Genomic DNA, 15397 nt, shown 5'->3' with positions numbered 1-15397 from the left:
ATCTATATATTTTTGAGCCCCATCGCTTAGCCCGCGGTAGTTTAAGTGCTTGTAGGCAACGCCGTCATATCTTAAGATAGCTTTTATGCTGCCCTTTTGAAAAAGGCTTTCTCGCAGCTGCTTGCTATCCTCAAGCTCTTTTAGCCCAAAAAGCTTTTTTATCTCGTCTAAATTTGCACTTTTTAAAAACTCATCATATTTATTTAAAATTTCAGCCCTTTTGTTAAAAAGCTCGTGAAATATCAAATTTTTGCCATCAAATTTATCACTTGTGTTTAGAGAAATTTTGCTTTCGCTTGGTGAGAAGAGGATTTTTAACGCCATTTTCTTTCCTATTTTATATATGTAAATTTTGGCAGATTATACAATAAAACTTTTTTGCACTAAAAAAAATCAAATTTTCACCGATATATCACAAAGCGGAATTATTCTTGCTTAGAGTGAATAAAAATTTAGGGAAAAATTATGAGAATTACAAATCAACTACGTTTTAGTCAGACTTTGCACGACTATCAAAAAAATATGGTTGGCGTAAATAAAAGCTACCAGCAGCTCTCAAACGGACTTAAAATACAAGATCCATACGACGGCGCTGCGGTTTATAACGATGCTATGAGGCTTGATTATGAAGCGACCACTCTCACTCAAGTGGCAGATGCTACTGGTAAGTCAGTAAATTTTGCAAAAAACACAGACAATGCGCTGAAAGAATTTGAAAAACAGCTTGAAAATTTTAAAACTAAAGTCGTTCAAGCAGCCAGCGATGTGCATAGCACAACCTCTCTTGAAGCTTTGGCAAACGACCTTCAGGGCATCAAAAACCACCTTGTAAATATCGCAAATACCTCTATAAATGGGCAGTTTTTATTCTCAGGAAGTGCTGTGGATACTAAGCCGATCGATGGCTCAGGCAAATATCAAGGCAACCGCGACTATATGAAAACTTCAGCTGGCGCACAGGTTGAGCTACCTTACAATATCCCTGGATTTGATCTATTTTTAGGAAAAGATGGCGACTACAACAAAATTTTAACAACAAACGTGATGCTAGCTGATCAAACTAGAACCGACATCGCTTATGCGCCAAAATATCTTGACGAAAATAGTAAGATAAAAAATATGATCGGTCTAAACTACGCTAGCGACTCAGTCGTGGGCAGTGACGGCTCTTATAAAGGCACGATCGAGCCAGATTATGACTTTTTGGATACTTCAAATGTAAATTTCCCTGACACATACTTTTTCATGCAGGGCAAAAAGCCAGACGGCACGACATTTACAAGTAAATTTAAGATGAGTGCCGATACATCAATGGCTGGTTTGATGGAGAAGATCGGTATGGAATTTGGCAACACAAAGACGACAAAAGTTGTCGATGTGAGCATAAATAACGACGGACAATTTAACATAAAAGACCTCACTAAAGGCAATCAAACGATAGACTTTCACATGGTTGCAGCTACTTCTGTGGCGGCAAATCGTGGTGCGATAGCTCCAAATAATACACTTGATACGATAAATTCGCTACAAACGCTTGAAAATATGGCAAATGCTGTGCCAAAAACGGTTCATATAACTGAATTTACAAAGAGCAAATATCTTGATAAAGATGGAAATTTAACAAACGCATTTGACTATGACAAGGTTAGATTTGAGCGAAAGGATAATGAACTAATCGCAAATTTACCTCAAGTAGCTAGAAGAACGGGCGAGTTTGCAACTGATCAGACAAAGCTAAGCGAGGTTTCTGGCACAAAAGAGAGCTACAATAGAAATTTATACCCAAAAGATGTTGATGCAAGAAAGAGAGAGCTTTACAATATAGATAATCAAGAGATAGGTCTTCAAGTAAAATCAATAACTGGCACAATGTATGACATCAAAGTAAAAATGGGTGAAGTAGGTGGAGTAAATACCCCAGTGCAGTTTCAGATAACTTCAACAACTGCTGCTGGTGTGGTATCTCCAACTAGAAATTTGACCGTCTATAACTCAGATGAATTTGGCAGTTACAGAACCTATGCAAGTGACTTTACATATCGTCAGCTAATGGACATCGTAGCGATGGCTGCAAGCGATAATATCCCTGACCCTCAAAACGTAGAAAATGCAAATTTTGATACAGATATCGAAAAGGTAAGAAGAGATCAAAACTATAACGCCTATAAAGACGCTTTATCAAAGACTAAAGGCGCGGTAGAGGTAAATTTAGACGATAAGGGCAGGATAGTGCTAACCGACAAGACAAAATCTGTCACAAATATAGAGCTAACCATGTATGATGCGAAAAATGGAGATATATTTGACGGAGATAGCACTGGCATGAACACCGCTGGCGCTGCAAGTCACCCTCAAGGTAAGGGCTCAGTATTTAGCTTTAACGAAAATAATGCTTTAACTATCGATGAGCCAAGCACAAGTGTCTTTCAAGACCTTGATGATATGATATTTGCCGTTAGAAATGGCTACTATAGAGCAGACGCTAACAATCACGACCCACGAAATACAGGCATGCAAGGCGCTTTAAAAAGGCTAGATCACTTGGTGGATCATGCAAATAAAGAGCTTACAAAGATAGGCTCTCAAACAAAGCTTCTAACTGCGACAAATCAGCGTGCAGAGGTCATGAAAGTAAATGTACTAACTGTTAAAAATGACGTCATAGACGCAGACTATGCAGAGTCATACCTTAAATTTACACAGCTTTCACTCTCATATCAAGCGACACTTCAAGCAAGCGCTAAGATAAATCAACTAAGCTTGCTAAACTATCTAAACTAAAATGATAAATCAGCAGGCCTAGCTTGCTGATTTTTTAAAAATTAAACTCAAGCGTGCTATAATAAGCCTTTTTAACAAAAGGATCTAAAATTTTAAGACATATATTATTTACTATTTTTGTTTGTTTTTTTGTATATTTTGGTATCGCTACGGCTGCTCCAACTGCTGATTTTGTAGGCTCACTTGGACAAAGTCTTGGTGTTTTTAATATCAAGTATTTTGGACTTATCGCCTATGTTTATCCATTTTTGCTTATCGTTCTAGGCTATTTTGTATATAAAAATTTTAAGAAATTTGACTTTGATTTTGCCCAGTTTGTGGTTGGGATTTTTCTATTTTTTGTCGCATTTTTGATGTTTCAAGCGCTAACCACATCTGGAGCAAATAGCGGCGTGATAGGTGGTTTTATAGTCTCAGCTCTAAAAGAAGTCATCGGCGCTATCGGCACTGCGGTTGCTATACTTATGATATTTATCATCTCTCTTGGGCTTGCTTTTAGAGAAAATTTTGTCATCGTTTTAAGAAAGGCTTTTGTAGATAAAGAGCCAAATAGCTATGAAGAAAAAAGCAGAGGCGTAAAAGAGGTAAGGGCAAGGCAGATACCAAAGATAGAGCGCAAAAAGCCAAAAGCCGAAGAGATAAAAGAAGAAGAGCTTATAGACGCGCAGGTGCTAAATGATGATGAGCCAAATTTAGAGAGCGAGCCAGAGCCAGAGATGGAGCCAGCACAAGAGAGCAGACCTGCAACTATAAGTGGGGTTGAAATTTTAAACGAAGTGGCTGAAAACAAAAAACTTCTTGATCAGATAGAGCGCGGCAAGGTCGAAAAGCCAAAAGACTTTGTTTTGCCACCGCTTAAATTTCTAAACGACCCTCCAAAGCGCTCGCACAATATAAATGAGGCCGAGATCGACCAGCAAATTTCAAATTTACTCGATAAACTGCGTAAATTTAAGATAGATGGCGACGTGGTGCGAACCTACACTGGCCCTATCGTTACGACATTTGAATTTCGCCCAGCCCCACACATCAAAGTGAGTAAAATTCTTACTTTACAAGATGACCTAGCGATGGCGCTAAAGGCTCAAACTATCCGTATTCAAGCGCCGATCCCTGGCAAAGATGTCGTTGGTATCGAGGTGCCAAATCAAAATTTAGAGACGATCTATCTAAAAGAAATTTTAGAGAGCGAGATATTTAAAAACGCTAGCAGCCCGCTAACAATGGCGCTTGGCAAGGATATCGTTGGTGCTCCTTTTGTGACTGACCTTAAAAAGCTCCCTCACTTGCTAATCGCTGGAACAACAGGATCAGGCAAGAGTGTGGGTATAAACGCTATGCTTTTAAGTTTGCTTTATAGAAATAGCCCACAAACTTTGCGCCTAATGATGATAGATCCAAAGATGCTTGAATTTAGCATATATAACGATATCCCACACCTTTTGACACCGGTTATCACGGAGGCCAAAAAGGCGATCACAGCGCTTTCAAACATGGTCGCTGAGATGGAGCGAAGATACAAGATAATGAGCCAAACTCGCACAAAAAATATAGAGAGCTACAACGAAAAGATGAAGAGTGAGGGCGGCGAGCAGTTTCCATACATCGTCGTGATCATCGATGAGTTAGCCGATCTTATGATGACTAGCGGCAAAGACGTGGAGCTTTACATAGGCCGTCTAGCGCAGATGGCAAGGGCTAGTGGCATACACTTGATAGTTGCGACGCAGCGCCCAAGTGTCGATGTCGTGACTGGTCTTATAAAGGCAAATTTACCAAGCAGGATAAGCTACAGAGTAGGGCAGAGGATCGATAGTAAGGTCATCCTTGATCAAATGGGAGCTGAGAGCTTGCTAGGACGCGGTGACATGTTATTTACACCTCCTGGAAGCCCTGGAGTGATCAGGTTGCATGCGCCATTTGCTAGTGAAAAAGAGATCGAGACGATCGTAAATTTCTTAAAAGAGCAGCAAGATGTGATCTATGATGAGAAATTCTTAGCAGAGGAGGGCTCTAGTGCAGGCCCAGCCGCTGGCGTGCTAGGCGAAGAAGAGCTTGATGAGCTTTATGAAGAGGCAAAAGAGATCATCTTAAGTGAGCAAAAAACATCTATCAGCTACCTACAAAGACGCCTAAAAATAGGCTACAACAAAGCTGCAAATATAATCGAACAGATGGAAAAAATGGGTGTTTTAAGCCCTGTAAACGCAAAAGGTCAGAGAGAAATTTTGGTTTGAATTTATAAAGATAAAGGAATAAAAATGTTTAAATTTGGAGTTCTCGTTTGTATTCCTTTTTTAATGCTAAATTTTACCTTTGCTCAAGATATTAGTACGAGTAATGTAGAGAAAAACTCAACATCTATGCTAAAAACTCTAAAGCAGATGAACATACCTTTTTCTGGTGATGAGTATAAGATAGAGAATTTATCCAAGCTAGATGATAAGATGCTAGCGGCTGTAAAAGCATCATTGCCAAAACAAACTGCACTATATGATGCCATCAAGGGTGATCTAAATAAAGATGACATAGAGGATGTAGTTGTAGTAACTCAAGAAACATTTAAGGAAAAATTTATGCCGTTTAGCGATGGTTGCGATGAGAGCACCAAAGACGATAAATGGTGCCAAATAGTAAATAAAAATCGTCGTGGTGTCGTAATCTTGCTCTCAAATGGTGATAAATATGAGGCTGTAGTAACTAAGCGAGATATCTTTGAGAGCCCACATGAAGATGGTGGCGCTTATGATCCACCAGAGCTTGCAGTAGAGATAGAAAATAGTGAGCTAAAATTTTTTTTATAGACATGGCAAGTATGGATACTGGGTGTATGTTTTTGCATTAGATGGAAAAGATTTTAAACTTATAAAACATTTTAGTAGTGATAATAATGGTCCTAAACCAGAGCATATAGTGCAAATGGACTTTATAAATCATAGTCTAGAGAAAAGTGCAAATTTGCTATATCAGGGCAATGAAGAGTATAAGAGATACGAATAGTGTATAAAAAAGTACAGATCTTTTGATGATGCGCAAGAAGAGGATGATTATGATGCAATATTGATTAGAAAAACTTACGAGCTAAAAACGCAAAAAATTCTACTCTCAGAAGTTAAAAAGGTTGATTATATAGATGGTCGTTGGCTGGATGATTTGCAAAATTCAAAAGAGTTAGTAAAAATTTTGAAGATTGATTTTTGGGGTGATGAATATCTGGGCGATAATGCAGATGAACTTGTTAGATGTGTCGCGGATAAGATATAAAAAGCCTTGTGTTAATTTAAATTTATCTACCAAATTTGATGGTTAATGAAATTTTACAAATTAAAATTATCGTTAAAAATTTAAAAATAAATTTTCAAAATAGCTAAAAGCATTTAAAAATATTTAAACTCTCTATGAAACAAATTCGCATAACGTGCTAATTGATACCTAAAAGAGCTATATCATAACTACAAAAAACATTGCTCTTGACGTTAACGAAATAAATTTGACACTTTTAATTAGCCTTATGATAACTGCAAAGACTTACCCCTAGATAAGTGTCCTATAACTCACCTAAATCACGATACAGCAAATCGTATGTGGTGGGCTGTTAGAAACCATCTTGGATATTTAGGGACTAGCAACACTCACGGTCTTTACGTATTACGCCATACGGTGGCTTCTAGGTTAGTGAGTTTGAAGGGATTTAATGCTCATAAATTGATGGCTTTTATGGGTCATACAGATATTAAAAGTAGCCTGCATTACGTGCATCTCAATGTTGATGATATACGTGATGGTATGGGAGTTGGTGTTTAGCAAAAAGGTGGTAAAAGTCCTTGGTATTTGGTTGCGGAGGACGGATTTGAACCGCCGACCTTCGGGTTATGAGCCCGACGAGCTACCACTGCTCTACTCCGCGATAAGAGTTATTTGGGATTTTTAAAGGTGGATGGGGTAAGAGGATTCGAACCTCTGAATGACTGGACCAAAACCAGTTGCCTTACCGCTTGGCGATACCCCAATGTTTTTAAGAATTGTAATTATATAGACTTTAATGCCATTTGTCAAGGTTTTTTAAAAAAAATATGTAAATTTATTTTATTTTTCAAAGTAGCTTTTTAAAAATTTAAAAATAAATGAAATGCATTTATAGCATTTAAAATTTAACCATAGCTTTTAAATGCTATGCGAAACTTTACATGGGTCTATTTGGTTTTACGCCAAAAGCTCTTTTGCGATCATGCTTATGCGTTTTGCTTCAGCGCTAGCTCCGATCTCATCTTTTGCCATTTTCATTACAGCACCTAAATTTTTACCAACCTTTTCAATGATACTTTTGATCTTCTCTTTTAGTTCATCATCGCTTAGCTGAGCTGGCAGATATGCTTTGATAAGCTCGATCTCGCTTTGCTCTTTTTTGGCTAGATCCTCTCTTGCTCCCTTTAGATAGAGCTCAACCGAGTCAGCCCTCTTTTTGATCTCTTTTTGAAGTAGCGGAAGCACGACCTCGTCTGTCATCTCGATCCTTTGATCGACTTCTACTTGCTTAAGTGCCGCATTTAGCGTTCTTAAAGTGTCTCTTTTAAACTCATCTTTTGCCTTCATAGCCTCTTTTATATCAGCTAAAATTTGCTCTCTTATACTCATTTTCTCTCCTTTAAATTTTTGAAATCATAACTAAAATTTTGTGATAATTTCTTGAAATAAGCCTTGCAGATAAGCCGCTCCAACGCCCTCTCTAAGCCCATCATCGATAACTATAAATTTCGCTTCTTGCCTGCTTAGTAACTCCTCTAAAAGCAGTGTCCCAGCGATGAGCGGATACTTTCTGCTTCTTCCAACCGCCACGTCAGCGCTTTTGTCATCCATCTTTAAAAGCCCATTTACAAACCAAGCAAGATCGCCATTTTTAAGCTCATATCCGCTCACTTTTTTTGGATCATAGCTCTCGTAGTTTAGCCCAAGCTTTAGTGCTGCGATAGTAGTCGGCACACCAGAAGTTAGAACGATAAGTCTATTGTCAAGGCTTGTTAAAAATTCCCTTGCCTCTTTTGTATAAATTTTTGCATTTTCTTGCATCAGATCAAGCGTTTTAAACCTCTCGTAAAAGGTGATGATGCCAAATTTAAAGCTTCTAAATTTTCCCTCTTCGCCTATCTCGGAGCTTGCACCGCCGATGTCGATCAGGCTAAATTTATCATTTATGCCAAGCTTTCTTAAGGCATTTTGCACGCCCAAAAATGTAAGTTTTGCTTCAGCTTGCCCATCAATGATATGAAAATTTATGTCAAATTTCTCTCTTATCTCACTAAAAATTTCTTCGCTATTTGACGCTACTCTAAAGGCCTCAGTCGCGACTGCCACGCATTTAAATTTAGTAAAGTCAAATTTACTTTTAGCCTCCACTATCGCAACAAAGAGCCTATTTTTAGCCTCCAAGCCTATCTTGCCACTTTCGTTTAAGCCCCTTGCAGCTCCAACTATCTTTTCACAAATTTGCTCGTTACTAAAACCATTTTGCTCTTTTTTTATAAGTGCCACGCGAAAGGTGTTTGAGCCAAGATCGATCGCTATAACCAAAATTTATCCTTAATATTTTTGCCAAATTCTAACATATGATAATTTAGTATCATTTAAAGTGAGAAAATTCTAAAAACTTTAATAATTTTCAAGATATAATTTTGCTAAAAACTCTTACAAGGGGGCTTGATTGCTTCGAGATAACTTCTTGGCGTTAGTTATTTTTGCGATTTGCAGCGTTGGATTTTTCGTTTGGGGCTATCAATACATCCCGACAAATAACTACTTTTTATTCTTGATCGCTGGTATGTTTGGGCTTTTTATGGCGTTTAATATCGGCGGAAATGACGTTGCAAACAGCTTTGGCACAAGCGTTGGCGCAAAAACACTCACACTAAAACAAGCTCTTGTAATCGCAGCCATTTTTGAGCTTAGCGGCGCGATATTTGCAGGATCTGAGGTTACAAATACGATTAGAAACGAGATCGTGAAATTTCCAAGCGACATAAACCCGATGAAATTTGTCATCATTATGATCTCAGCTCTTCTTAGCTCAGGTCTTTGGCTATTTTATGCGTCCAAAAAAGGTCTGCCAGTCTCGACCACTCACTCGATAGTTGGCGGCATCGTTGGCGCAGGACTTGCTATGGGTTTTATGATAAAAGATCCTGAGCCACTTAATATGGTCTCTTGGGGCGAGATCGGCAGGATCGCCGTTAGCTGGGTCATCTCACCACTGCTTGGTGGCGTGATGTCTTACATTATATTTGGCTATGTAAAAAGCAAAATAATCGAGCCAACGCACGAACTAAAGACAAATTTAAAAGCGCTAAAAGCTGAGAGAAAAGCCTATAAAGAAAGCTTTATAAAAGCGCTTAAAACAAAACCAGCTGAGGAGCAGATAGCCACTCTTTCAAAGATCGCAGTTATCGATGAGGACGAGATCGAAACCACTGAATACAGCGAGTACCGATCAAAAATTCGCATCATGAAAGATAGCGAAAAAGAGATAGATACCTTTAAAGCGATGAAAAAGCACATCCCGATCATCGCTGGATTTGCCGCGATGGTCATCTCATCAATGATGCTTTTTAAAGGGCTTGAGCATATAAATTTAGCCTTTAGTATCATCCAAACAGTCTGGATCATCTTCGTCATCGGAGCTCTAGCATATCTTGCAAGCCTTGCCATCATAAATGTCATGAGCAAAAATGATAGCGAAAAGAGTATCAATAAAATTTTCTCATGGTTTCAAATTTTTACCGCTTCATCTTTTGCGTTTTCACACGGCGCAAACGACATCGCAAACGCAGTTGGGCCATTTGCAGCTGTGCTTGACGTGCTAAAGACTGGCTCTATAAACGAAAGCTCACCCATACCAAGCATCGCAATGGTAACCTTTGGCATCTCGCTTGTTGTTGGACTCTGGTTTTTAGGCAAAGAAGTGATCACAACTATCGGCTCAAAACTAGCTGAAATTTTGCCGACGACTGGCTTTAGCGCGGAGCTTGCCTCAAGTATCGTCATACTTCTAGCTACAAAGCTTGGCATACCAGTAAGCTCAACGCATATCCTAATAGGCGCTGTTTTGGGCATTGGCATCGTAAATAAAAATGCAAACTGGAAAATGGTAAGACCTATCATCCTAGCTTGGCTCATCACGCTTCCTGCAGCTGCTATATCATCGGCTATATTTTATTTTGCCCTTGCTAAATTTCTAGGCGTTTAGAAAAACACTTTGCTTGTAAATTTAAAATTTGCAAGCGAATTTCACTTAAACTAAAATTTGTAATTTTCGCAGACAAAAACTATCAGAAAAATAAAATTTTACTTACATTATTTAGTAGATTAATTTATTAAAGATTAATCAATTTAGGCTAAAATACGACCATTTCAACAAAAGGACAGCTATGAAAAAAGATGTAAAAAAAGTTGTTTTAGCATACTCAGGCGGACTTGACACAAGTATTATTTTAAAGTGGCTTCAAGACGAATACAAATGCGAAGTAGTCACATTTACAGCTGATATCGGACAAGGCGAAGAGCTAGAGCCTGCACGCAAAAAAGCCCTAGCGCTTGGCGTAAAACCTGAAAATATTTTTATAGAAGACTTAAGAGAAGAATTTGTACGTGATTATGTATTTCCAATGTTTAGAGCAAACGCAGTCTATGAGGGCGAATATCTGCTTGGCACATCGATCGCACGCCCACTAATAGCAAAACGCCAAAGCGAGATCGCAAGACTTGTTGGTGCTGATGGCGTGAGCCACGGAGCAACAGGCAAAGGCAACGATCAAGTTCGCTTTGAGCTTGGCTACTACGCGCTTGGCGATAATCTAACTATCATCGCTCCATGGCGTGAGTGGGATCTAAACAGCCGCGAAAAGCTCTTAGCATACGCTGAGAAAAACGGCATAGATATCACCAAAAAACCAGGCAAAAGCCCATACTCAATGGACGCAAATTTACTCCACATAAGCTACGAAGGCTTAGTGCTTGAAGACCCGAGCCACGCACCAGAAGATGATATGTGGAGATGGACAGTAAGCCCAAAAGATGCTCCAGATAAGAGCGAGATCATAGAGATCGGCTATGAAAAAGGCGATCCAGTGAGCATAAACGGCAAAAAAATGAGCCCAGCTGAAATTTTAATCGAGCTAAACCGCCTTGGCGCAAAACACGGCATCGGCAGACTTGACATCGTAGAAAACCGCTCAGTTGGTATGAAGAGCCGTGGTTGCTACGAAACCCCAGGTGGCACGATAATGCTAAAAGCACACCGCGCGATAGAGAGCATCACGCTTGACCGCGGTGCAGCTCACTTAAAAGATGAGATCATGCCAAAATATGCCGAGCTAGTTTATAATGGCTACTGGTGGTCACCTGAGCGAAATATGCTCCAAGCGCTCATCGACAAGAGCCAAGAGCACGTAAATGGCTCTGTTAAAGTTGAGCTTTATAAAGGCAATGTGACTATCCTTGGCAGAAGCAGTAAAAATGATAATCTCTTTAGCGAGGCATACTGCACATTTGAAGAAGATAGCGTTTATGATCAAAAAGATGCAGCTGGATTTATCAAGCTAAATGCGCTTCGCTTTATAATCGCACGCAAAAATGGGCGAAAATTTGACTAAAAATAAAATTTAAAAGGATAAAAATGAAAGTATTATTGATAAAAGATGTAAAAGGACTTGGAAAAGCTGGCGAGATAAAAGAGGTAAAAGATGGCTACGGCAACAACTTCTTAATCGGCAAAGGCTTTGCAAAAGCAGCCACTCCAGACGTGCTTCGCCAATACGAAGCGGCTCAAAAAAGAAAGGCTGAAGAGCTAAAATATGAGATCGCAAATTTAGAAAAACTAAAAGAAGAGCTTGCAAAAGTGACAGTCGTCGTCAAGAAAACTCTTGGCGCAAATGGCTCGCTTTTTGGCTCAGTTTCAAAAGAGGAGATCGCAGCAGAGCTTGAAAAGACGCATCATTTGGTAGTTGAGAAAAAGGCTATCGACCTAGACACGCACCTAAAAGCAGTTGGTCTTTATGATGTCTCTATAAAGCTTGGTCACTCGATAAATGCGACCTTAAAGGTTGATGTGCAAGGAGAGTAGATGTTTCATGCGACAACCATCTTAGCCTACAAAGGCAAAAATAAAGCGGTCATCGGCGGCGACGGACAGGTGAGCTTTGGCAACACTGTCTTAAAAGGCAATGCTGTAAAAATTCGCAAAATTCACAACGGCAAAGTCCTAGCTGGCTTTGCTGGTAGCACTGCTGACGCGTTTAACCTCTTTGATATGTTTGAGAAAAATTTAGAGCATACAAAGGGCGACTTGCTAAAAGCAGTGATAGAATTTAGCAAAGAGTGGCGCAAAGACAAGTATCTAAGAAAGCTTGAAGCGATGATGCTTGTGCTTGATAGGGATAAAATTTTCTTACTTAGTGGCACTGGGGATGTAGTAGAACCTGAAGATGGCAAGATAGCAGCTATCGGAAGTGGCGGAAATTTCGCCCTTTCAGCAGCCCGTGCCTTAGATAAATTTGCCGATATCGACGAAGAGGAGCTAGTCAAAGAGAGCCTCAAGATCGCAGGCGAAATTTGCATCTATACAAATACAAACATCAAAACTTATGTTTTAGAATAAGAGAGAAAATGAACTTAACACCAAGAGAAATTGTTAAATTTTTAGATGACTATGTGATCGGACAAAAAGACGCCAAAAAGATCATAGCGATCGCACTTCGCAACCGCTACCGCCGTATGAAGCTTGAAAAGAGCTTGCAAGATGACATCATGCCAAAAAATATCTTGATGATCGGCTCAACTGGCGTTGGTAAAACCGAGATCGCAAGGCGTCTTTCAAAGATGATGGGGCTGCCTTTTATTAAGGTCGAGGCTAGTAAATATACTGAGGTTGGCTTTGTCGGCCGTGACGTTGAAAGTATGGTAAGAGACCTTGCTATGGCCTCATATAATCTCGTAAAAAACGAGCAAAGCGAGAAAAATCAAGATAAAATCAACGCCTACATCGAAGAAAAGATCGTCTCAAAGTTACTTCCGCCACTTCCAAAAGGTGCAAGCGAAGAGAAGCAAGCAGAGTACGCAAAGAGCTACGACAAAATGCTAAATAGGCTAAGAAATGGCGAGCTTGACGAGCTAAGCATCGAGATAGAAGTGCAGCAAAACCCTCTTGAAGCTGGCTCAAACGTGCCACCTGATATGGCGCAGATGCAAGAGAGCTTTATAAAGATAATTGGCATCGGCGGCAAAAATATCAAAAAAGAGATGAAGGTAAAAGACGCTAAAAAAGCCCTTCAAAGCGAAGCAAATGATAAAATTTTAGATCTTGAGAGCGTAAAAACAGAGGCTTTAAGAAGAGCTGAAAACGAGGGCATTATCTTTATAGACGAGATCGATAAGGTTGCCGTTGGCTCAGGTAGCTCAAACAGGCAAGACCCAAGCAAAGAAGGCGTGCAAAGAGACTTGCTACCTATCGTTGAAGGCTCAAATGTAAATACTAAATTTGGAAATTTAAAGACAGATCATATTTTATTTATCGCAGCTGGCGCCTTTCATATAAGCAAACCAAGTGATCTCATCCCAGAGCTTCAAGGCCGTTTCCCACTAAGGGTCGAGCTTGATAGCCTTGATGAGGATGCGCTTTATCAAATTTTAACACAGCCAAAAAATTCGCTTTTAAAACAATATATCGCGCTTCTTTCAACTGAAAACGTCGAGCTAGAATTTGACGATGAAGCGATAAAAGAGATAGCAAGGATCGCTCACGCAGCAAATGAAAAGATGGAAGATATCGGCGCTAGACGCCTTCACACTGTGATCGAGCGCGTGATAGAAGATATCAGCTTTGAGGCTAGCGAAAAGAGTGGCGAGAAGATAAATGTGACAAAAGAGCTTGTAAAAGAGCGCCTAAAAGACGTGGTTGAGGATCAAGATCTAGCGAGGTACATACTTTGAAATCAGGCTTTGTTAGCATCATAGGACGCACAAATGCTGGCAAAAGCTCGTTTTTAAATGCGCTACTAAACGAAAAGATCGCCATTGTCTCGCACAAGCAAAATGCAACTCGCAGAAAGATAAATGGCATCGTGATGAATGGCGAAGATCAGATCATCTTTACCGACACGCCAGGACTTCACGAGAGCAACAAGGCGATAAATCAACTACTAATCAGCCAAGCTATAAAATCGATGGGAGACTGCGATCTCATCGTATTTTTAGCGCCTATCCATGATGATACAAGCGACTATGAGAAATTTCTAGCTCTAAATCCCGAAAAACCGCACATTTTAGTGCTAACAAAAGTCGATGAGAGCTCAAATGCAAAAGTGCTTGAAAAGATCACCAAGTACCAGAAATTTCAAGATAAATTTGCAGCTTTGCTTACTTTTAGTACCAAGCAGCCTACCTATAAAAAGCCACTTCTTGATGAAATTTGCAAGCTTTTGCCAGAGCATGAGTACTTTTATGATCCAGAATTTCTTACGCCGACAAACGAGAAGGAAATTTTTAGAGAATTTATACTTGAAGCGATCTATGAAAATTTAAGCGACGAGATACCATATCTTAGTGATGCGATCATAAAAAGCGTAAAAGAAAAAACAGGCATAACAGAAATTTATGCGAGCATCATCACAGAGCGTGACATCCATAAAAGTATGATCATCGGGAAAAATGGTGAAACTATTAAACGAATAGGAATTTTTGCAAGAAAGTTAATACAAAATTTAACCAACACAAAGGTCTTTTTAAAGCTCGATGTAGTCGTTAAAAAAGGGTGGAGCAAAGAAGAAAAGAGCCTAAATCAGATAATCGGCTATTGATTTTTTATTTTAAAGATATTAAAATACCCAATATAAGCGTTTAGGAAGGTTTTTTGATTCATGATGAATATTAAAAAAAATAGTGAAATTTCTATAGTTGCACTAGATCCGTATGACTATAAAGGATTTCGTTATCACAACAGCAATGTAGAAGCTTTTAACTTTTCAAAAACAGTCAATAAACGCGACTTTTTCATCTCATACATAAAATTTAAAGACTTAAAAACAACAACTATTTTTATCCCTAGAAGCGTCGATAACGACACCCTTTACGAGGAGCTTTATTCAAAGGTCTATGCAGAGCTTTCGCTTGATCCTGCGCTTGATAATAAGATATTTTTCTCAGAAGGCTCTACAAAAGCTCAAGAGAGAATTTTTACTGTTTTTGCTATCACAAATGAAGATATAAATTCGACCTTTAAAGCAGTTGCAAAAAAAGTCCCATATATCGACTACCTTGCGCCTGAGCCTTTGATCTACTCTGCTATTTATAAAAAAGGCTTGCTTCCTAGCACTCAAGCAGACTGCTTTATCGCACTTAGAAAAGATGAATCATTTTTAAGTATATATTTAGATGGTGATTTTTTTACAGCTAGAGAAATCCGCTATAACCTAAACTACCTTAAAGATAAATTCTTAGAGCAAAGTGGCGATCGCTTGAGTGATGAAAAATTTATCGAAGTTTTGTCTCAAAGAGGACTTGTAAATAAAGATGATGATGGCTTTAACTACGATCTAAATACAGTTTTTGAAGATTATATCTTTTACTTTAA

At 39.0% G+C, this 15397-nt stretch carries 13 protein-coding genes, 2 tRNA genes and 3 pseudogenes; 13 read left to right on the top strand and 5 right to left on the bottom strand.

The window, feature by feature from the left end; translation table 11 throughout:
- On the bottom strand, window positions 1-324 hold a 324-nt coding region (yaaA, locus tag CYP77_RS01975), incomplete at its 3' end, for a peroxide stress protein YaaA (RefSeq protein ID WP_141090828.1).
- Window positions 325-465: 141 nt separating this feature from the next.
- Between yaaA and CYP77_RS01970 the strand changes: the two genes are divergently transcribed.
- The 6 genes and pseudogenes from CYP77_RS01970 (at window position 466) to CYP77_RS10310 (ending at window position 6585) form a co-directional block, all read left to right on the top strand.
- Window positions 466-2781: a flagellin gene (locus tag CYP77_RS01970; RefSeq protein WP_103567498.1), complete on the top strand. Its 2316-nt coding sequence runs from the start codon at window positions 466-468 to the stop codon at window positions 2779-2781.
- 89 nt (window positions 2782-2870) lie between these two features.
- Window positions 2871-3287: pseudogene (locus CYP77_RS10315) on the top strand (DNA translocase FtsK 4TM domain-containing protein); the annotation flags it as partial.
- 267 nt (window positions 3288-3554) lie between these two features.
- A pseudogene (locus CYP77_RS01965) lies at window positions 3555-5018 on the top strand (DNA translocase FtsK); the annotation flags it as partial.
- Between the two features lie 24 nt (window positions 5019-5042).
- A complete protein-coding gene (locus tag CYP77_RS01960) occupies window positions 5043-5585 on the top strand; it encodes a hypothetical protein (RefSeq protein ID WP_103567500.1) in 543 nt (180 codons plus the stop codon).
- A 256-nt stretch (window positions 5586-5841) separates the two neighbouring features.
- Window positions 5842-6045, top strand: a complete 204-nt coding sequence (locus tag CYP77_RS01955; protein WP_103567501.1) for a hypothetical protein — start codon at window positions 5842-5844, stop codon at window positions 6043-6045.
- A gap of 285 nt (window positions 6046-6330) precedes the next feature.
- Window positions 6331-6585 (top strand): site-specific integrase, encoded by a 255-nt coding sequence (locus CYP77_RS10310; protein WP_223227513.1) that lies wholly within the window; start codon window positions 6331-6333, stop codon window positions 6583-6585.
- A 28-nt stretch (window positions 6586-6613) separates the two neighbouring features.
- Here the strand turns inward: CYP77_RS10310 and CYP77_RS01945 are convergent.
- The 4 genes from CYP77_RS01945 to CYP77_RS01930 all read right to left on the bottom strand — a co-directional run bounded on the left by CYP77_RS01945 (window position 6614) and on the right by CYP77_RS01930 (window position 8349).
- Window positions 6614-6688 (bottom strand) — tRNA-Met (locus tag CYP77_RS01945).
- Window positions 6689-6715: 27 nt separating this feature from the next.
- A tRNA-Gln gene (locus CYP77_RS01940) sits at window positions 6716-6790 on the bottom strand.
- Window positions 6791-6984: 194 nt separating this feature from the next.
- Complete coding sequence (locus CYP77_RS01935; protein WP_009293851.1) at window positions 6985-7416, bottom strand: GatB/YqeY domain-containing protein; 432 nt, start codon at window positions 7414-7416, stop codon at window positions 6985-6987.
- Window positions 7417-7446: 30 nt separating this feature from the next.
- On the bottom strand, window positions 7447-8349 hold the full coding sequence (locus CYP77_RS01930; RefSeq protein ID WP_103567502.1) for a disulfide bond formation protein DsbA: 903 nt from the start codon (window positions 8347-8349) through the stop codon (window positions 7447-7449).
- Between the two features lie 130 nt (window positions 8350-8479).
- Between CYP77_RS01930 and CYP77_RS01925 the strand changes: the two genes are divergently transcribed.
- The 7 genes and pseudogenes from CYP77_RS01925 to CYP77_RS01895 all read left to right on the top strand — a co-directional run.
- On the top strand, window positions 8480-10018 hold the full coding sequence (locus CYP77_RS01925; protein ID WP_103567503.1) for an inorganic phosphate transporter: 1539 nt from the start codon (window positions 8480-8482) through the stop codon (window positions 10016-10018).
- Between the two features lie 181 nt (window positions 10019-10199).
- Window positions 10200-11423, top strand: coding sequence for an argininosuccinate synthase (locus CYP77_RS01920; RefSeq protein WP_103567504.1), 1224 nt, complete (start codon window positions 10200-10202; stop codon window positions 11421-11423).
- Window positions 11424-11446: 23 nt separating this feature from the next.
- A complete protein-coding gene (rplI, locus tag CYP77_RS01915; RefSeq protein ID WP_009293837.1) occupies window positions 11447-11893 on the top strand; it encodes a 50S ribosomal protein L9 in 447 nt (148 codons plus the stop codon).
- On the top strand, window positions 11894-12427 hold the full coding sequence (hslV, locus tag CYP77_RS01910; protein WP_103567505.1) for an ATP-dependent protease subunit HslV: 534 nt from the start codon (window positions 11894-11896) through the stop codon (window positions 12425-12427). It abuts the gene before it with no gap.
- An 8-nt stretch (window positions 12428-12435) separates the two neighbouring features.
- Entirely contained in the window at window positions 12436-13758 is a 1323-nt protein-coding gene (gene hslU, locus CYP77_RS01905; RefSeq protein ID WP_012001741.1) for an HslU--HslV peptidase ATPase subunit, read from the top strand.
- Window positions 13755-14624 carry a GTPase Era gene (gene era / locus CYP77_RS01900; protein WP_012001742.1) on the top strand — a complete coding sequence of 290 codons (870 nt, stop codon included), beginning with the start codon at window positions 13755-13757 and terminating at the stop codon, window positions 14622-14624. Before hslU ends, era begins: the two co-directional genes overlap by 4 nt.
- A 60-nt stretch (window positions 14625-14684) precedes the next feature.
- A pseudogene (locus tag CYP77_RS01895) lies at window positions 14685-15397 on the top strand (C4-dicarboxylate ABC transporter); the annotation flags it as partial.

This window comes from Campylobacter concisus (assembly GCF_002913865.1).
Taxonomy (GTDB): Bacteria; Campylobacterota; Campylobacteria; order Campylobacterales; family Campylobacteraceae; genus Campylobacter_A; species Campylobacter_A concisus_AM.
This window is presented reverse-complemented; position numbering and strand designations above follow the sequence as displayed.

Excerpts from the sequence above, each read along its gene's own strand:
- hslV (WP_103567505.1), top strand. The coding sequence starts at position 11,894 with ATGTTTCATGCGACAACCATCTTAGCCTACAAAGGCAAAAATAAAGCG.
- CYP77_RS01935 (WP_009293851.1), bottom strand. The coding sequence starts at position 7,416 with ATGAGTATAAGAGAGCAAATTTTAGCTGATATAAAAGAGGCTATGAAG.
- CYP77_RS01920 (WP_103567504.1), top strand. The coding sequence starts at position 10,200 with ATGAAAAAAGATGTAAAAAAAGTTGTTTTAGCATACTCAGGCGGACTT.
- CYP77_RS01970 (WP_103567498.1), top strand. The coding sequence starts at position 466 with ATGAGAATTACAAATCAACTACGTTTTAGTCAGACTTTGCACGACTAT.
- CYP77_RS01960 (WP_103567500.1), top strand. The coding sequence starts at position 5,043 with ATGTTTAAATTTGGAGTTCTCGTTTGTATTCCTTTTTTAATGCTAAAT.
- hslU (WP_012001741.1), top strand. The coding sequence starts at position 12,436 with ATGAACTTAACACCAAGAGAAATTGTTAAATTTTTAGATGACTATGTG.
- rplI (WP_009293837.1), top strand. The coding sequence starts at position 11,447 with ATGAAAGTATTATTGATAAAAGATGTAAAAGGACTTGGAAAAGCTGGC.